General features: G+C 69.1%; 14 protein-coding genes. All 14 read right to left on the bottom strand.

What is annotated here, in order from left to right; translation table 11 throughout:
- Positions 1-15 precede the first annotated feature (15 nt).
- From NQE15_RS16840 to NQE15_RS16775, 14 genes are read right to left on the bottom strand one after another with little or no spacing between them, the layout of a single operon-like run.
- Positions 16-2,154, bottom strand: coding sequence for a hypothetical protein (locus NQE15_RS16840; RefSeq protein WP_265942914.1), 2,139 nt, complete (start codon positions 2,152-2,154; stop codon positions 16-18).
- Complete coding sequence (locus NQE15_RS16835) at positions 2,151-5,273, bottom strand: putative baseplate assembly protein (RefSeq protein ID WP_265942912.1); 3,123 nt, start codon at positions 5,271-5,273, stop codon at positions 2,151-2,153. Before NQE15_RS16835 ends, NQE15_RS16840 begins: the two co-directional genes overlap by 4 nt.
- Complete coding sequence (locus NQE15_RS16830) at positions 5,270-7,726, bottom strand: putative baseplate assembly protein (RefSeq protein WP_265942910.1); 2,457 nt, start codon at positions 7,724-7,726, stop codon at positions 5,270-5,272. The genes NQE15_RS16835 and NQE15_RS16830 overlap by 4 nt, the downstream gene beginning before the upstream one ends.
- The gene (locus NQE15_RS16825; RefSeq protein WP_265942908.1) at positions 7,723-8,082 is read right to left on the bottom strand and encodes a GPW/gp25 family protein; all 360 of its coding nucleotides are present in this window, start codon (positions 8,080-8,082) and stop codon (positions 7,723-7,725) included. The genes NQE15_RS16830 and NQE15_RS16825 overlap by 4 nt, the downstream gene beginning before the upstream one ends.
- 1 nt (position 8,083) lies before the next feature.
- Entirely contained in the window at positions 8,084-8,407 is a 324-nt protein-coding gene (locus NQE15_RS16820) for a hypothetical protein (RefSeq protein WP_265942906.1), read from the bottom strand.
- Between the two features lie 18 nt (positions 8,408-8,425).
- A complete protein-coding gene (locus NQE15_RS16815) occupies positions 8,426-8,941 on the bottom strand; it encodes a phage baseplate assembly protein V (protein ID WP_265942904.1) in 516 nt (171 codons plus the stop codon).
- Positions 8,938-10,065, bottom strand: coding sequence for a hypothetical protein (locus NQE15_RS16810; protein WP_265942902.1), 1,128 nt, complete (start codon positions 10,063-10,065; stop codon positions 8,938-8,940). The genes NQE15_RS16815 and NQE15_RS16810 overlap by 4 nt, the downstream gene beginning before the upstream one ends.
- The gene (locus NQE15_RS16805; RefSeq protein ID WP_265942900.1) at positions 10,058-10,399 is read right to left on the bottom strand and encodes a LysM domain-containing protein; all 342 of its coding nucleotides are present in this window, start codon (positions 10,397-10,399) and stop codon (positions 10,058-10,060) included. The genes NQE15_RS16810 and NQE15_RS16805 overlap by 8 nt, the downstream gene beginning before the upstream one ends.
- Positions 10,396-11,049, bottom strand: coding sequence for a hypothetical protein (locus NQE15_RS16800; RefSeq protein WP_265942898.1), 654 nt, complete (start codon positions 11,047-11,049; stop codon positions 10,396-10,398). Before NQE15_RS16800 ends, NQE15_RS16805 begins: the two co-directional genes overlap by 4 nt.
- Positions 11,046-12,875, bottom strand: a complete 1,830-nt coding sequence (locus NQE15_RS16795; RefSeq protein ID WP_265942896.1) for a DUF4157 domain-containing protein — start codon at positions 12,873-12,875, stop codon at positions 11,046-11,048. The genes NQE15_RS16800 and NQE15_RS16795 overlap by 4 nt, the downstream gene beginning before the upstream one ends.
- Positions 12,872-14,767, bottom strand: coding sequence for a DUF4157 domain-containing protein (locus NQE15_RS16790; RefSeq protein WP_265942894.1), 1,896 nt, complete (start codon positions 14,765-14,767; stop codon positions 12,872-12,874). Before NQE15_RS16790 ends, NQE15_RS16795 begins: the two co-directional genes overlap by 4 nt.
- Entirely contained in the window at positions 14,764-15,009 is a 246-nt protein-coding gene (locus NQE15_RS16785; protein ID WP_265942892.1) for a hypothetical protein, read from the bottom strand. The genes NQE15_RS16790 and NQE15_RS16785 overlap by 4 nt, the downstream gene beginning before the upstream one ends.
- A complete protein-coding gene (locus NQE15_RS16780) occupies positions 15,006-16,961 on the bottom strand; it encodes an ATP-binding protein (RefSeq protein ID WP_265942889.1) in 1,956 nt (651 codons plus the stop codon). The genes NQE15_RS16785 and NQE15_RS16780 overlap by 4 nt, the downstream gene beginning before the upstream one ends.
- Entirely contained in the window at positions 16,958-18,250 is a 1,293-nt protein-coding gene (locus tag NQE15_RS16775) for a DUF4255 domain-containing protein (RefSeq protein WP_265942887.1), read from the bottom strand. The genes NQE15_RS16780 and NQE15_RS16775 overlap by 4 nt, the downstream gene beginning before the upstream one ends.
- Positions 18,251-18,442 lie beyond the last annotated feature (192 nt).

The following is an 18,442-nucleotide window of genomic DNA, read 5'->3' as shown; positions in this document are numbered from 1 at the left end:
GGATGCTGAATGGGGCTAATTGACGAAAATCGCGGCCGCTTCGAGGCCGAATCGCAGGTATTCATCGAGCGCCAGCGCTAGGTTGGCTTCGCGCTGCGGTTGCTGGAGCAGGTTCCAGACGCCCATTTCGGCACCGTTGTCGGCGCCGGTCCGGATTTCCGGAGCGGTTGATCGGGTCAGCTGGCCATAGGCCGGCGTGTCAAAGCGGATGCTGGTGAAGGCGGGTGTGACGCGCATTGCTTCGCGGGCGGCGTCGGCGGCGGGCAGGTCGGTCATGACCAGATCGGGCTGGCAGCGATGGCGGCGTGGGGTGACCGATTTCGGCGGCAGATAACTGTAACGGACGCAGCCTTCCTGCCGGCGGGCGATGGTGACCAGCCCGTCGAACAGGCTGTTGCTGGCCTCCAGCCGTCCGGCCGCCGTCGTGCCGAGCAGGGTGCAGGCGATGATGGTCAGCGGGCTGTCGTCGACATCGAGCGCGATGTTGCCGCCTTCGCCATCGATCAGACTGTCGCGCAGCGCGACGGCAGCGAGTGGCCGGTTGCTGCGCAGCGGGCCGCTCAGGCAGCGGTAAAGGCTCAGCGTGAGGTCGGTGCCGGTGCCCGTGTGGGCAATGCCGCCCTTGTTCGGAACCAGGCTGCAATGGCGCAGCGTGACGGCGTGCAGCGGGCCTTGCAGATTCAGGGCGCCATCGAGCAACAGGCCGCCCAGGCTGAGCCGCGTGCTAGCGTTGCCTTGCAGCGAAAAATCGCCGAACAGCACCGGGCGCCGGCCGGGCGCGGCTTGAATGCCGAGATGGCTGTCGGGCAGGTCGAGTACGGGCGCTACGGCTTCCGTCGCATCGGTGTTGAGGATGACCAGCGTGCGTTTTCCGGCGATGACGCGGTTGACCGCATCGGCCGGGTTGGCCGGGGCGTTGAAGGCCGAGGCAAGAGTTGGCGTCGCGGCGCTGGGGATCTGGATGACGACCTCGAAGTCGGCCGCCGCAGGTTGGGCAGCCAGCGGATCGTTGTCGCCCGGGCCGGGGCGCTGGTCGTAGGGGCCAGCCCCGATGTCGCCGGGGAAGCCGTAGGCGTAGCCGACTTCGACACTGGTTGCCGTGATGCCATCGGGCAGCGCCAGGCGGCCGCGCCGGGGGTCGATGCCGACCAGCACGCCGCCCGCAGCCGGGAAAGTCATGTCCGGCCGGCCGGCCTTGCGGGCGGTGACGGTGAGCGTGGCCGGCGGGTGGCGCCAGTCTTCAGGTACTACCGTGGGAATCGGGCTGAGGTCGCAGATGACCAGATGTTCGACCGGTACTTCGCTGTCGTCGATCCAGACGCGCAACACCGGGCCGCCGCCGGCCTCGGCGAAGTACTGGTCGTCCGGGTCTTCGCCATCGGTCAGGGCCTGGCGGCGGGCTTCAAGCTCGGCGTGCAGGTCGCGCCAGTGCAAGGCTTCCGGAACATTGATCGGTTCGGCCAGATGGCTGATGTCGGTTTCGGTGCGCAGCCGGTTGAAGAGCGGCTGATCGAGGCCGAGCGGGTCGAAGGTGTAGAAACCGGGCCGCGTCGTTGCCGGGCGGGCGGTGGCGCGTTGTACCGGGTAGGCCTGCAGGCGCCAGAGGAAAAGGCCGACATTCGGCAGGTTGTAGCGGCCGGCCGGCAGGGCGCGGATGTCAGCGGTGTGGGCTTCGGTGCCGAAAGGGCCATCGATGCGGTCGAGTGGCCGGGGTTGCCGGAGGTCCGGGGTACGCAGGGAATGCGGGCGCAGGTGATTCAGGTATTGCGTGGTCGACACCCGCTCGAAGAATTCGACGGCGCGGGCGCGCCAGCCGGTGGTGTCGAAGGCCAGTTCCTCGAGGACCAGTGCCGTGCCCTTGCGCCGGCGCAGGCGCAGGGTGTTGGCGACCAGGGCACGCGGACCGAAGGCGGCGGTGCCGCTGACCGGATAGAGGGCGCGCACGCCGAGCAGGTCGCCGATGTAGGGCACGACCCAGTCTTCGCAGGTCTCGATGAAGGCGTTGTCGTAAAGGCGCTCGATGTCGGCTTCGAGCAAGGCGCCTTGGCGGGCGATGATGCCGAGCAGGGCGCGCAGCGGGCCGTTCAGTTCGGCATCGCGCTCGCGGTAGAAGGCGGGCAGCAGGGCGAGCAGTGCATCGGCGTCGAGCTTCATGACGTACGCTCCATAAGGTTGACGGCGGCGGGGTCGAGCAACAGCAGATCGGCCGGTTGCAGGGTGTCGCCCTGCCAGCGGGCGCTGCGCGCCGGGATGCTGCCGTCGGGGCCGTTGGCGGTGTGGAGAGTGAGGCCAGACTCGACCTGGATCAGCTTGTCGAGATCGGCGCCGACGACGCCGGCGACGCCTTGCAGTGCGGCCAGGACTTCGCTGCCGCTGACCGGCTGGCCGAAGGCGCGGGCCGCGAAACCGAAGCTGGCGGCGAGCGCCTTTGCGGCCGTGGCGCGAACCTTCTCGGCTTCGTAGTCCGCCGCGATCCACAGCCCGGCAGTCAGGCCGAAGCGCAGGTCGTGGCAGGGACTGACCCGGAGCGGCTGGTGCGGCGGCCGGGCGGCGTCGATCGCCGCCAGCAGGTTGCGATAAAGGGCGGCGTTGGGGTCGAGCGGTGCGCCGTCGGTGCCGGCGACGGTGAGGTGCACGAGGCGCTGTTCGCCGTCCCAGAGCCAGATCGCCTGGGCCTTGCCGATGCCGGTAAAGGCGGCGGCGAAATCCTCGAAATCGCGCAGCGAGACGATGCGGTCCAGGGTGCGGACCCGCAGCGGCGCATTGCGCCGGGCCTCGTCGCCGGCTTCGGCATTGGTGCCGCCGCCGGCCGGTACTGGGTTGGTGACGGCTTTGAGGCCGGGCGGCCGGGTCAGCAACATGCTGATCTGCTCGGCCTTGACGTTGCCGGCCGTGCCGAGGCCGACGCGATAGCGCGCTTCGACATTGCCGCTGCCGGTGGGCAGCCGCGTGCCGTGGGTGCCGTCGCCGAACTGCACGGTGGCGCTGCCGTTTTCATCGAGTTTGACGGTGTAGGCGCGTTCGGTCGGGCCGGGCGCGGTGAAGCGCGGTGCTTCCTGCCAGAGCAGGCCATCGACGCGGATTTCGAGGGTACTCGCCGTCCCGCTCGGCGTCGCGGCGGTGATGTAGGTCAGCGGACCCTGGCGCAGGGCGAAACGTTGCAGGCTGCGGCTGCCGTCGCCGCTGCCCAGTGGCTCGGGCTGGATGCGCATCTGCTTGCTGTCGCCGGCGCTGGCCGGGGCCAGGTTGGCGTTGAGGCGCACGGTGGCTGGCAGGTAGGCGTGGCTCAGATCGCTGTCGAGCAGCAGTTGCGTGCGCCCGCCGCTGCTGTCGTTGTGCTGGATGCGGACGATCTCGGCGGCCGGGGCGAGGGCTACGGTCAACCGGGAAAAATCCTCAAATTCCAGATCGGCCGTCTTGCGGTCGCGGGCGATGCGGATGGAGGCCAGCGCGTCGCCCTTGAGCAGCCGGTTGCGCGCCTTGGCGTTGGCCGGCAAGTCGGCCAGCACGAGGCCGGAGATGGCCAGCCAGCGACCTTCCGGCAGGTCCTGCTCGTAGCCGGCGAGGTCGATCAGGTGACCCTGCAGGAAACCGGAGAGCGGCCGGGTGGCCCAGTCGAGCGGTTCGGACTGGCCGAAGGCCGTGGTGCTGCGGACATGGTCGTTGAAGGTGTCGCGCAGGTTTTCGCCGCTCAGCGTCAGCCGGGTGGCGGTGGCCGAGACGGTGAAATCGGCCCGGGCGTCGTCCTCGGTGCTGACGATGCGATAGACCTCTTCGTAATTCGGGATCGACAGGACGGCCCAGCCGTCGGCCAGCCATTTCGGGTAGCTGGCGTCGAGGTGAACGGTATGGACATCGCGCGGGTAGAGGCGTGTGGTGGGGATAACTGTCTGGGTGATACCCGGCCCGGACCACGCCAGCTGACAGGTGGCGCCGCCCGCATTTTCGTAATATTCAAGGCGAATGTCGTGCTTGTGGTTGGCGCGCAGACTGACTGTGCAAGTGTGTACGCCGGGCGTATCGGTCCAGTCATTGATGAGCAGTTCGCCATCAATCCACAGGCGAACACCATCGTCGACGGTTGCATAAAAGGTAAACGAGCCGCTGCTGGGTGCCTCGACCCAGCCTGACCAGCGGGCTGAAAAATGATCGGCCGGAACGCTGGGGTGAGGGCTGCCGCCGGTCCAGGTCGAGGAGTCGACGGTCGCGTCGGTACGGCTCAGGATCAGTTCGCGGAAGCCCTTGCCCCGGTAGTACTGGCCAAGGAGCCCGCTGCCGCTGGCGCTGCCGGCCGGTGGGTCGGAAATATCGGCCAGCGTGAACCCTGGCCATTCCGGATGCTGGCTGATCGGCGGCCGGGCATCGTCATCCAGACCCAGGTAAGTGGCGCGCAGGTTGGCAGGCATCGCCCGCCAGTCCGGCGCATTGTGGCCGAACAGGTGGGCGCGGGCGCGCAGGGCGTAGCAGCGCGGGTTGGTTCGCGCCGGATTGACCCCGCGCCAGGGCTGGCCGAGGCCGCGATCGAGCGTGACGACCGTGTAGCCGATGTCCTTCGGATCGCCCGGGTCGCTGGGCAGCACTTCGCGCAGACGGGCGACGCGGCGGAAATCCCAGTTTTCGTTGCCGGGGTCCAGTTTCCTCTCGTCGCCGACGATCAGCAGCGCGTCGCCGGCCTGCAGGCGGGTGGCGGTGCCGGCCAGGTAGATGGTGCGCAGGCCCATGCGCGGCGCCACGGTTTCGGCGGCGAGTACCGGCAGGGCGTTCCAGCGGGCCTTGGCGTCGATCGCTTCGAGGGTCTCGAAGGTCTGGGCGGTTTCGTCCTGGCCGGGTACGCTCTGGGCGCGGGTCCCGCTGTCGATGCGGGTTTCGAGCGGGGCGCCGGGCGCCGTCTCGAGCGTGAAGGCGAGCCAGGTCGAGGCGGCGACGCCGGGGCGCAGCTCGTAGCCGATGGCGCTGGCCAGTTCGAGCACCGAGCGGCGTTCGCCGGCGGTGCGCAGGTAGTTTTCGTTGCCGATCCGTTCCTGGTAGAAGCTCAGCACGTCGAGCACGGCGGCCCAGCTGTCGAGCAGGGCGATCGCCGGGTCGTCGCTGTCGCGGGTGCTCAGCCCGGCGAGCGGCGCCTGGTCGGCGAGGTCGGCCAGCATGCTCTGGCGGAAGCGGCCGTGGGTGCCGATGCGCAGCGCCAGCGCTGTCTGGCCGGGGGGCTGGACGGGATCGACCGGGGTCAGCGGCGTGACGCCGGCACAGCAGCCGCACTTGTCGGAAGTGCTCATGATCCGCCCTCCACGATGAAGCTGATCTGGCCGTTTTCAGGGAAGTTTAGGTCGCCGTCGGCACGCAGGACTTCGAGCTGCGAGGCAGTGATCACGCCAGCCGCCAGTTCGCCCTTGGCGCTGCGCCCCCAGCGCTGGAAGCGGCGGATGTCGACCGAGGCGACGCCGGCCACGGCCATGGCCCTGGCGACGACGGCCGACAAATAGAGCGGCGTGCCGAAAGTGAAGCCGTCGGGGTGGAAGAAGCCGGGCCGGCCATGCCGGTCGACGCTGGCGGTGAAGGCTTCGAGCAGCGCGGCTTTGACATCGGCGGCGAAGTAGCCGCTGGCGACGCAGATTTGCAGCTGGATATCGAGCGGCACATGCACCGGGTCGGCGAATTCGAAGTCGTAGCCGGCCAGCCGGAAGCGTTCGAGGAAGGCGCGCATGGTCGCCTTGAATTCGGCATCGACCGGCTTGCCGTTACGGCGGTCGAGCATCAGAAAGACGGTGTACCAGCTGCCCGTCCAGCGCAGGCGGGCAGCGGCCCGCTGCACGTCGGGGTGACGCTGGGCGGCGCGGGCGTAGTCGTCGGTGGTGACGGCGCGTTCCTGCGTGCGGAAGGCTTCCGGCGCGTTGAGGCGGATGGCGTCGAGGCTTTCCGGCTCGGCGCCGCCCTGGGCCGGCAGGGGATTGCGCAGGGACTGGATGCCGAGCATCAGGCTGGCATCATCGCTGACCAGCGCGCTGATGGCTTCGGCACCGACGTTGCCTTGCGGCCCGCCGCCCAGCCGGTAGTGCGCCAGCAGGCGCTGGCCGGTGATCGGCGCCGCGCCGAACTGATTGTCGCCAAAGCGTAGCCAGGCGCTGCCATCGTTCTCGGTTTCGACGACGAATTCGCGGGCGAAACGCTCGCTGCCGAGCAGGTCGCGTTGCGGCGTCCACGGGGTTTCGTCCGCGTCGGGCTGGTCGCCGAACAGGCTGGAATCGTCGGCCACCAGCATCATGTCGGCCGGGCGTGCCCGGCGCGCTTCCTGGCTCAGCACCCGGCTGGCGGCCAGCGGCTGGCGGGCGTCGGTCGCCGCGTCGTGATCGTAGGGCTCGGCGAAGGCGAGGCCGGATTCCTTGAGGCGCGGCCGGTACGGCAGGCGCAGGGCGGGCGTGCCGCCGTCGCCGACGAGTGGCGGTTCCAGGGTTTGCCAAGGCCGGGTCAGGCCGTGGTCGGCGAGCACGACGTTGCCGCGGGCGACGGCGATGGCCTGCTTGACCAGGGCGCCGCCGATCTCGAATTCGTGGCTGACGCAGAGCGGGAAGGGTAGTGCATCTTCGTTGTGCCAGTTGATCAGCAGCAGGTCGGTGTTGGTCAGGTCGTCGTGGCCCGACGCAACGGCGGTCAGGCGGACCGGGTGGCGGTGGCTGGCATCGCGGTCGGCGGCCTGGCCGGTGGTCGGGCTGAGGATTTCTTCGAGGATCAGTACGTCGCCGGCGGCCAGCGCCAGGGCCGGGGAATTGACCAGAGCGGCGGCCGTCGTGCCGCGCGGCAGGCAGTAGGCCGGGTCGGCGAAATCATGGATGGCGATGCGGCTGTGGGCGGCGTGCAGCACTTGGTCGTGCAGGGTTTCGAAGACCTCGACGCCGGGCAGCGGCAACTGGTCGAGCAGGTCGCGGCGGCGTACCGGGTCGCCCGCGCTGGCGGTTGCGAGCAGTACCGTGCCGGCCGGGATGGTCTTGGCTTCGGCGGCGGCCACGGCCTCGACGGTGACGAAAACCCGGGCGTTGCAGCCGTCGTGCAGCGGGTAGTCGAGCAGCCGGGCGTGGCGGCGCAGCGAAGTGCGGCGGCGGGCGGTGCCGAGATAGGCCTCGGTGGCGACGGCATCCTGGGTGTAGGACAGGTGGTCGCCGACGTAGGCCAGGGTTTCGACCAGGGCGACGGTGAAGTCGGCCGGGCTGCGTTCGGCGAAGCCGGGCACCAGTTGCGCCATGCGGTCGAGCATCAGGCGGCGGAAGCTGTCGTAGTCCTTGGCCAGATAGTCGAGGCGCGGTTCCGGCGGGGTGGCCGGCGAGCAGTCGTGCACGTCGGCGCAGTCGAATTCGGAGGGGCAGCCGGCCTTGAAGTTGAAGCGGATGGACGACAGGCAGATGTCGAAGCCGGGGGCCGGCGCTTCGGCGTCGGCCGGGTCGATCAGGCTCAGCGTGTACCACGAGAAATCGCCGGCCTCTTCGACCTTGAGGCGGATTTCGCGGCCATTGAGCACCGGCTCGGCGGCGAGCGCGATACCGGTGACGCGCACGCCGCCGGCGATGCGGATGTTGGCGCGGCCGATGGCGCTGACCGGATGGACGCAGACGACGCGCAGGCTGCGCTGGTCGAGCGACGTGATCTCGACGAAATCGATGCCGTTCTTGCCGACCGGCTGCTGGTCGCGCAGCAGTTGCAGGCGGCGCGGGTTGTCGCTGCGGAACTGGCGGTTCATGGTGCCCCCCGCGTGAATCGGGTCAGCCGGCGTTCCTCGCCGCGCCGGATGACGTATTGAACGTCGACCGAGAGCGTGCCTTCGCTGTGTTCGACATTGACCCCCTCGACCACGATGCGGTCGCCCAGCCATTGCTGCAGGGCGCTGTGCACCGTCATCTGGACGGCGGCGGCCAGGGTGTCGCTGTTCGGGGCAAATACCAGCTGCAGCAGGCCGCAGCCGAAATCGGGGCGATTGACCCGCTCGCCGGGGACGGTGAACAGCACCTGCTCGATCATGTCGCGGAGGTGGGTTTCGCTGTCCGCCTCGCCGCTACGGCCGCGACGGTCGGGCTGGAAGGGAAAGTGCAGGCTCATTTCAGGTTCCCATCACGCGAGTTTGCGTCACGGCGACCGTCATCGGCGTGCCGGTCGGTGCGCAGATTGAGGGCGAGGCCTGAAGCAAGGCCGGCTGGCCGCCGATCAGGACGCGCGTCGCGCCCATCAGCCACTGGCCGGTGATGCAGGGGCCGTTGCCGGCGGTCGGCGGCGGCATGGCGCAGCCGACGACGACGTAGGGTGGGCCGAGTGTGGTCGCCGGCTGGCCGGAGAGCAGCACGCGCGGGTTGGGCGCGGTCGGCGTCGCCTGGCCGCCGTGGGCACAGAGGACGGTGGCGCCGAGGTGAAGAAGGAAGCCGGGCATGGTCGTCGTGTCCTGGTCTCAGATCACCGTCAGGGCGCCGTTGTTGATGTTCACCGTCGGGCCGGTGAGCATGATGGTGGCGCCCTGGCCGTTGGAAATGGTGATGCCGATCTCGCTGATCGAAATCATCGCCCCGGTCATCGTCTTGAGCAGGATGCCCCCGGTCGGGCCGGGCAGGTCGGAGATCATCAGGGTGTTCTGGTTGCCGGTCTGCAGCACGATGCTGGGCGAGACCGGCAGGCCGGCCAGCGCCAGGGCCGGGACTTCGGCCGCCGAGCCCCAGAAGCCGCCGACCCAGATCGGGTAGTCGGCATCGCCCTGCTCGAATTCGACCCAGACCCCGGCGCCGATCTGCGGCTGTACGAAAACGCCGCTCTGGATACCGGCGAAGGGCACGCAGGGCATGGCCCACGAGGACAGCGCCGGGCCGAGCACGTCGGGCACCTGGACCTGGATGCGGCCCATCTGCATGGGGTCGATGTTGTTGATCACGACCCCGCGGAATTTGCCGTAATGGCGGGTTTTCTGAGTCATGCCGGCACCAGGGGGAGGGTGGAGATCAGGCCGTTGCGGGCCAGCGAGAAGCTCTGCTTGAACTCGCCCGCCTTCAGCTTGCTGCTGACTTTCTTGACGTAGTAGAGGCCGTCGAAAGACAGCCCGGCACCGCGCACGCCGACCAGTTGGCGGGCTTTCAGGACATGGCCGTAGCGCAGCACGTCGAGGCTGCCGTCGCCGGTGACGGCATCGGCCGAGGAGCCGGCGGCCGCGGCCAGCCCCTTGCCGAGGGCGGCGATCGGCGAGAGCTTGGCGGTTTCCTTCATCAGCCGGATGCTTTTCGGCATGGGCGGAATCAGGCCGAGCGGCGGGTTGGCCAGGCTGACGTCGGGGATGGGCAGCGGAATCGGAAATTTGGTGATCGGGTTCTGGATGAAGACGATGGGCAGTTCGGCATCGGACTGATTGACTGCGAAGGACAGCGCTTCGACGTTGCTATGCACATCCATGCCCAGATTAAGCGCCGGCTGCACCATGCCGAGGCGGATTTCCGGCCCCCAGTAGGCGACATTGGCGCCGGGCAGCGGCCCGGGTTCGATGTAGAAGACATGGCCGGCCTCTTTGGCGAGCTGGCGGATGTAGGCGAGATCGGTGCCTTCGTGGGTCGGAATGCGGTCCACCGGGATCGGGATGTCCTCGAACAGCGAGGGGATGACCAGGGGCAGCATGCCGTACAGGCCGTAGCGGGCGACGATCAGCGCGACGCGGGCGGCCGGTGGCATGGCCGGGTAGGGCAGGCCGCTCATGTCCTGCTTGTCCATCGCCACCGTCAGGTCCTCGCCGGTGATGGTCAGGCGGCTCTGGCCCGGCTCGTTGGCGCCGGTGATTTCCTGGCGGGTGATCAGGCCGTCCATCAGCACGCTGGGCAGGCTGTTCAGGGTGGCGACCAGGATCACCCGCAGCCACGGCACCTGGCCGCCGGCGACCAACAGCAGCGTATGCAGCGGCGAGCGGTTGTCGATCACGAAGCTGAGCTGGAAGCCGCTCGGCGTGTCGGCCGACGAGGTGACCTCGACGCTTTCCAGGGCGTCCATCAAGGGTTTCGGGGCGGGGATCGGAACGCCCGGACCGACCAGCAGGGTCAGGTGGATGCCCTTAAGCATCGCCGCCTCCGCTCTTGAAGCCGATGCCGCCGCCCAGGCCGGCGGGCAGGGTCAGGCGCAGGGTGTCGCCGGGCCGCTCCAGGGCGCTCGGCACCTGGGCGCCATTGCCGTCGGCGATGCGCCAGTACTGGATCGGATCGCCGAGATGGGTCGCCGCCAGGCGGTCGAGGCGGTCGCCGTCGCGTACCTGGACTTCGCCGACCGCGACCAGGGTGGCCGGGTCGGGTACGAAGCGGCGGCGCAGGTAGACGATCTTTTCGCCATCCGGGGCGGCCAGTTCGGCAGTCGGCACGCCGGCGTAGCGGCTGTTGGGCGGGAAGCGTTCGATGCTCATGGCAGTCCGCTCAGGCCGAGCGAGGCCAGGCTGCCGAGACCGGCGTCGGCGGCCTGGCGTTCCTTGCGCTGCTGATAAACCATGTAGAGATGGCCGCCCTTGTCGCCGAAGCCGAGGTCGCCGACATGGAGGACGCGCAGGCCGAGCGAGACCTTGGCGCGGATCGGATTGAGCGCATTGTCGAAAGCCTCCTCGGTGATCGAAAACTCCGTGATGCGGACCGGGACCACCCGCTCCTTGCTCCACACGAACAGCGTCAGCGGCGCCACCGTCGGGGCGATTTCCAGGGTGCCGAGATTGAGCAGGTCGTTGTTGCGGATCAGCGTGTCGCTGTCGGGATAGACAATGGTTTCCAGCGCCGCCAGTTGCGGGTGGATGCCCGAGGCCACCGTCTTCGGATGCTGGTCGGGAAATTCGAGCTGGTCGGTGGCGTCGATCTCGGCGTCGAGCTTGATGGTCTCGACCGGCGGCCCTTTCAGGCGCAGTGGTTCGGAAAACGGGCCGCTGCTTTCGGTGGCCTGCGGCTGCAACGTGCGGCTCAGGGTTTCCGGGTTGTACTGCAGCGAAATCACCCGCTGCACGGCGCCGCTGGCCGGGTCGATCAGGATCAGGCCGCCGCGCAGCAGACGGGAGGAAAGGGGGCCGCTCATTTGTTGAACCTCACGCGAACGTCGTAATCCGCCTCGTCCAGCGAGCGGGTGTTGCGGATGGCGCCGTAGGGCGGCTGCCACGCCATGTTGACGATGATGTCGTCCTGGTCGAAGAAGGTGCCCGTGTCCTCGTCGTAGATCCGGACCTGGATCGGCCCCTTGATCGGCATCAGGCCGGGCAGGGGCAGCGCGAAGCTGCCCGACTGGCCGTCGTTGAGGCTCTTGACTGGCGTCTTCAGGCGCTTGCTGCCGCTGCTCAGCACGGCATAGACCTCGTCGGCGCCGGTCCAGTCCTCGGTCTTCTTGACATTGACGTCGACCACGGCCTGGCGACCGGCCAGGGCCTGCTCCATGGCGCGCTTTTCCAGGGTCTTGGCGCTCTTGTCGACATCCTTGGCGGTGCCCAGCGCAGTGTCGACGCTGCCCAGAGCGACCAGCAATTCGCCGGTGCCGCGCTCCGCCGCCGGCTTGTTGCTGGTCTCGGTGGCGGCGGTCGGCAGCGGCAGGTCGACGGTGTCGAGCGCCTTCTTGCTCTTCGGGTCTTTGACGGTCTTGGCGGCATTCCACTTTTTCGCTGCGTCGACGAAGGCACTCGTCGGCAGTCCCGGAGAAATCAGGCGGATGGCAGGAGGCGCCAGCGAGGCGGTACCGGCGGCGTCGCATTTCCAGCCCCATTCCACGGAACCGAGGTAGGTATTGGCCATGGGGCCGGACAAGGCCAAGGCGGCAACCTCGAATTTCATCTCGAATTCCTGCTTGTTGAAGGTGATGGTGCTGCCGGGGCGATCCGAGAGGGTCGCGTCCTTTTCCTCGAAGGTGCCGTCGGGTTTCTTCTTGCGGTAGCCATGCTCGCCGAAATCATCTTTGCCATAACCGGCAGTGGCGCCGACGGTTTCGGGCGCCGGCACGCCTTCCGTCAAGGTTTTTGGCGTCGAACCTTGCCGGGCGTTGGTGGCGTATAGCGGACTGGTATTGGGGGCCTGTTTTTTCCCGGTGCCGCCCAGGTCGGTCTGGTCGATGAAGCGACCCGGATCGCTCTCGCCCTTGACGAGGGCGCGGGAGGCCATGTGGGCGGTTGGCGAGTTCAAGGTATCGATTGGCCCACCGGCCTTGGTGGCCATCAGTGTCCGAACCGTCTGAACGGTTCCGATCAAGTCAGCCTCGACGAGTTCGTTGGGTTTGAAGCGGAGCTTGATATCGGCGCCCACCCGCTTGCCGATCTTGCCGCCGCCTTTGGGGGGCACGTTGGTCGCGATGTAGGTATCCGTCTTGAACTCGCCGCCATTGGTCTTCACCGCGCAGGCCAGGCCGGGCCGGAAGCGCGACAGCACGGGGCCGGGGCGGGCGCTCAGAAAGGCCAGGGCGGCGGCATCGGCCTCGCTTTCGGCCGGCCCGGGAAGTCTTTCCGGTTGCACGTCGGCGGGCGCGGCGCTGCCCTGCTGAACGACGTGAGCCAGTTCGTGGACCAGCAGGCGGCGTCCGCCGACGGTGTCCGGCCGGTAGCGGTCGGCCGCGAAGCCGATGTCGCGGCCGATCGCGAAGGCGTCGGCGGCGAGCTGCGTCGCCGCCCGGCGGGCCGGCGCGTCGGCGTGGATGCGGACGCGCGACAGGTCGTGGCCGAAGAAGGGCTCGAACTCCCGGCGCAGGGCGCCGGGCAGGGGCTGGCCGCCGGCGGCGAGGACGGGGGCAAGCACCGGGGAGTCGCTCAGCGACGCCTTGGCGGCTTGCAGCCCGGCGTGGGTCGCAGTGAGGTCGCCCTTGGCCGGGTGCTCGGCGACAACGGGGGCCGGGATGGTGGCCGGGCTCGGAGGGGCGAGGCGGCTCATTTGCTCAGCCCTCCATCGCGCGCGGAACTGTCCGCGTTGAGCACTTCGTCGGGCAGCGTCCCCTTGGCGTCGCAGTCCTTGTAGTAAATGTCGTAACCGGCGAGCGGGCGGTTGGCGTCGTAGGCCTCGCCGATGCCGAAGTCGCGCGTTTCCTTGAGCGCGGCGGCCTTGGTGGTCGCTGCCAGTTTCTTCGTGGTGCCGTTGGAGATGGAGTGGAACTCCGTGCCGTGTTGCAGCAAGGCCATCGCGTGTGCGGCGCGGTCGGGGTCGCCCGGCTTGACCGCCATGTAGCCGATCGGGGTGAAACCGCTGGCGACGAGCAAGCGCACGCCATAGGTGGCGAGTACGTCGCAGTCGACCTTGATCTGCTTGTTCTGCGGGCCGGCGGTGGAGAGCTTGGTCAGATGGCCGAGCTTGTCGGGCTTGACGTCTTCCGTCGAGTCGGCCGGAACATGCCAGGTGAAGGCATCGACGATCTGCGCGTACATCGCTTCGGCGACCTCCGGCTTGCCGGGATTCTGCTTCTTGAGCGCGGCGCCGATCTTCTCAGTGTTGAGTTCCAGCCACGCCTTGAGCGAGTTCGTGTCGCGCGCGCGCGGCGCGGCGACGGGCGTGCCGGCCGCGGCGCACAGCGCAACGACATCCTCGACGGCGACGCTCTGCTTGTTGCCGATCGCCCAGCCCAGCGTCGCCGCATCGGGGTTGATGGTCGTCGCGCCGGTCTGGATTTCGGCGCCTTCGACGAAGTAGGCCTGCTCGGAGACCTGCTTGAGCAGGGCGCTGCGCTTCTCGGTCGTCATCCACGTACTGAACGCGGCTCGGCTCGCGGGGTGGAAGAACATGAGATTCGCCAGCTTCAGCGGTAGGTCGGCATCGGCCGCGTAGGTCTTGACGACCACCTTGAGCGCGGCGTTGACCTTGGCGCTGCCAAGTTTTCCGGCGTATACGCCCTGGTCGGTGGTCAAGCTGGTAAAGAGATCATGCTCGCCGAGACTCTTGGCGTTGGTCGCCTGGTCCTGGGCGATGCTCGTGATCTGCGCCTCGGTGACTTTGGCCGGCTGGCCGAGCACGGCCTGATAGACGAACTGGCGCAGCTCGGGGTCGGTGATCTTGGGGGCCAGCGCCATCGCTTCGTTGATGAACCCGGCGGTAGCCAGGTCGGCCGCCAACATCTGGGCCCGGCTTTCCTTGTCGTCGACCCGGGGGCCGCTCTGGTCGAGGATGCGGCCGGCCAGTTTGTCGATCTTCTGGAACTGGCGCTTCCAGGCCGCCTTGGCTTTCGGATCCTTGGGTTCCGGCAGCAGGTCCATGGACTGGTCGTGGGTGATGGCGAAACCGTGGCCCTGCAGCGTGCGGGCATATTCCCGATGCTTGGGGTCGAGCGTCTTCGGGTCGCTGGCCTTGGCTTTGAGTTCCTCGTCGATCTCTTCGTCCAGCGTCTTGTGGTCGGCGCGCGGCATGCCCTCGGCGGCCTGCTGCGTGACGTGGGCCAGTTCGTGGGCGAGCAGCGCCCGGCCGCTCGGCGTTTCCGGCGCCCACTGGCCGGGGGCGAGCGCGATGCGCGGTCCGCAGGTGATGGCCCGGCTGCCCGCCGCCTGCACGGCTTCCGAGGCTTCGCCGGCGGGAAAGATGCGGACCTGCGAGAAGTCATGGCCGAAGCCCTGTTCGAAGGGGGCGCGCAGGGCCGGGGCGAGCGCCTGGCCGGCGCTGTCCGGGAGCGGGCTGGCGCTGGCCGGCCAGGCCGGCAGGGTCCGCCGCGCCGGGTCGCTCATGGCGCGGTCGAGGGCGTTGCCGGCGCGACGGTCGGCATCCATCTCGCGCCGGCTGCGCTCGGCCGTCGGCCGTGGCGGCGTGTCGGGAAGGCGGGGCAAGGCCGGGCTGAACTGCTTCATGGCTGGCCCCCACCGGTTTTTCCACCGGGCTTGAGGCCCTGCACGACCTGCCGGGCGACGGTCTGCGGCCGCAGGTCGGGCGCATTGACGCGCAGGGCCTGACGCTGGCTGTCGGCTGGCGGCGTTGCGCTGCCGGCCGTGACCGCCAGTTCGCGCTCCAACGCGGCGAGCAGGGCACGGCGCTCGGCCGGGGTGTAGCCGGGCAGGCTCAGGTGTTCGATGTGGAGATGGATCTTGCTCATGCCCAGCCTCGCGTTTCGGCATCGGCCAGCGGCCGTTCGCGCTTCGAGGCCTCGGCGTGGGCGGCCTGCAGCAGGTGGGTCATGCTCACCGGCTCCCCGGCATCGGCGGCGAGAAAAGCGGCATTGAGCGCGATGTTGCGGATGCTGCCGCCGGTCATCGAGAGCCGCGAGAGCTTGTCGAGATCGAGGTCGCGGACCGGCGTCGCGGCCGGAAAGACGCGCCGCCAAAGGGCCAGACGCTGGGCCTGGTCGGGGAATGGGAACTGGACGACGAAACGCAGCCGGCGCAGGAAGGCGCTGTCCAGGCTGGACTTGAGGTTGGTGGTGAGGACGGCCAGGCCGTGATAGGCCTCCATTCGTTGCAGCAGGTAGCTGACCTCGATGTTGGCGTGGCGGTCGTGGCTGTCCCTGACTTCGGTGCGCTTGCCGAACAGGGCGTCGGCTTCGTCGAAGAGCAGGATGGAGCCGCAGTCCTCGGCGGCGTCGAAGACCTGGCGCAGGTTCTTTTCGGTTTCGCCGATGTATTTGCTGACCACCGCCGAGAGGTCGATGCGGTAGAGGTCGAGGTGCAGGGTGTGGGCCAGCACTTCGGCGGCCAGCGTCTTGCCGGTGCCGCTCTCGCCGGCGAACAGCGTGGCCAGGCCGAGGCCGCGGCTGCCCTGGGCGGCGAAGCCCCAGGTTTCCTGGACGGTGTAGCGCTGGCGCAGGTGGGCGGCGATCTGGCGCAGCACGGCGAGCTGGGCTTCGGGCAGCACCAGGCGATCCCAGTCGGCGGTGGTTTCCAGGCGCTGGGCGAGGTGATCCAGGCCGCCCCGGCTTGCCCGCCGGCAGCTCTCCCAAAGCGGGCTCAGGGCGGCGTCGGCCGGTTGCAGGGACTGCGCGATGTCCTGCACGGCGCGGCTGGCGAGGCGGAAATGGCTGGCCGCCCGGTCGAGTTCGGGGCCGGCCCGTTGCGCCTGCTCGGGACCGAGGCTATCGATCCACAATTGCCGGCGGTCGGCGCCGGCCGGCTTGTCGATCCGGTAGCGGAGGCTCGGGGCGATCAGGGCCGGGGCGCTCGGGCAGGCCATCAGGCACAGGCCGCCGACCCGTTCGACCAGGGCGCGGGCCGCTTCGCCGGCCGCCGGGCCGGCGTCGCCGACGGCGACCAGCAAGGCCGTGCCGAGCAGCGTGGCTTCGCGCTGCCAGAGCGTGATCAGGGCCGCCCGCTCGTCGGCGGTGAGGGGAATTTCCGCGGCTTGCAGGACCAGGCAGTCGAGGCCGAGCGCCCGGGCGCAGCGGGCGGCAATGTCCTCCTGGGCGGCCGGATCGTCGCCTTCGAGGACGATGACCGGCAGATCGTCGCTTTCGAATTCGCTGCTGGCCGACAGTTCGTCAATCACCGCCGCGCTGGCCTCGGCGTGGGCGGCGGCCTGCCGGGGCAGTGTGACGGCCGGCCGGAGCAGGTGGCTTAACCGGATATCCAGTTCGTTGATGCCGACCAGGAAATGCAGCACCCGTTCGTCGAGGCGCAGGCGGCCGGCCGCCAGGCCGGTAGCGGCGTCGATTTCGAGCAGGCGCCAGCGGCGCAGCGGGCGCTGCGGCGTCAGCGCGCTCCAGTGCGGCGATTCGAGGCAGGCCAGGGCGAGGCCGAAGCTGACCCAGGGCCGCGCGGCATCGCCCTGCGCGGCGGCGCAGGCGCGGGCCAGGTCGGCATCCATTTCGGCGCCGGCGCAGAGAAGGAGCAGGTCGCGCTCGAAAGTGGACAGGGCGAAGGCCGCCGTCAGCCAGTCGATGGCGCTTTCGCCGCGCAGCCCATGCCGGGCCTGGGCAATGTTGTCAGCCTGTTGGCGCTGAACGTGGGAAAGCGTCTTGCCGGAGGTGGGTTGCAGGCGCTGCTTGAGGCGGGCGAATTCGGCGACCAGCAGTTGTTGGTTGGCGATGGTCCAGTCCTGGGTCAGCGGGGCGTTCATGGCAGCGTCACCTGGCGGTCGAGGTAGGCCACCGGGGTCGCCGTGCGGTCGACGATCGGGCTGTCGAAGCCGTCGATGCGCAGGCGGGCAAGCAGCGTGGTGCCGGCCGCCGGAGCCTCGGCGAATTTGAAACTGAGGCGGGTGGTCGCCGTGGAAAACGGCTCGGCGGCGATTTCGCGGTCGCCGAGAATCAGTGCCGCCTTCTGGCCCGGACGGACCTGCGGCGCCACGTCGAAGACCAGGGTGACGGTGCCGGCGTTGCGGCTGGCACCGAACGGCGGCAGCACGAGCAGCGGGGCGAGCGCCAGCGGCAATTGGTTGGTGCTGCGCGGCTGGCTGTCGGCAAGACCTTGCACGGCCAGTTCGACCCGGTAGAGACCGACCGGCAGATCGCCCGGCATGGTGAAGCGCACTTCGCTCGGGCTGCCTTGCGTCACCGCGATCCGGCGGCTGATCTGGAAGGCGGCCAGGCTCAGCGTGACCTGGCGATCGACGCCATCCAGATGATGGCCTTCGAGCCTGACTTCGCCGCCGGGCACGGCGACCGGCTGGCGATCGGCCGGGACGACAGCCTCCAGCGTCGGCAACGGCGGCGTCAGGCCGCTGAAGGCGAGTACGCCGCGCTCGCGGTGCGAGACCGGGTCGGTTTCGCCGCGACTGAGCACCGGCAGGGGGCTGCGCGCCGCCCGCTGCGACTCGATCAGCACCACCGACACCTGAAAGGCTGCGGTCGGCCGGTAACGGGCCTGGAGCGCCGACCACAGGCGGGACATCTCTTCGCCGCCGAGCGCCGCCGGGGTGATTTTCAGCAGTTCGACCTGCTCGGCGAGGTCGGCGCCGCGCAGGCTCTGGTAGGCGGTGGGCAGGATGGCGCCCTCGACCACGGCCGGGTTGAGCGCCCGGCGAATGGCAGCGCGCGACAGCACTGGCGTTTCATGCAGCAATTGCAGGGCATAGCCGAGCAGGACTTCGGCCTGCAACTCGGCCCGCCCATAGGCGGTCAGCAGATAGTGCAGATCGAGCGCCAGCGGCGGATTGGCGACCCGGTTGCCGGCCCCGTCGCGGGAGGGCAGCGCGGCATTGCGCCAGGCGACGTTGGGTGTCACCTGGTGCAGGAAAAGGTTGAGCTGGGGCGATTCCTCATTGTCGAGCGAAACGGTATCCGGGGCCAGGGCGGTGACCAGGACGCCGGCGCCCAGGGTATCGGTGATGGCGTGGTCGATCAGGCCGGAATCGAGCAGGTCCTTGATGACCGCCGTGACGCCGGCAATGGCCAGGGCGTTGCTCATGAGCGGCCTCCGGCGCGGCGGGCCAGATAGTCGCCCAGCGAGAGCGGCGCCGGGCCGCGCGGACGGGCGGCGGCGGGGTCGGGCGGCTGGGCGGATTGACTTCCAGGCGGCCGATGGTGATGTGTACTTCGGGCGCTGTATCGGGCGTCGGGCTGGCCGCTTTCGACAGGTCTTCACGGCTGCTTTGCGGGC

The sequence above is a fragment of the Dechloromonas sp. A34 genome, assembly GCF_026261605.1.
Lineage (GTDB): Bacteria > Pseudomonadota > Gammaproteobacteria > Burkholderiales > Rhodocyclaceae > Azonexus.
Note: the sequence above shows the minus strand (reverse complement) of the source record. Positions and strands in the feature narration are given on the sequence as shown.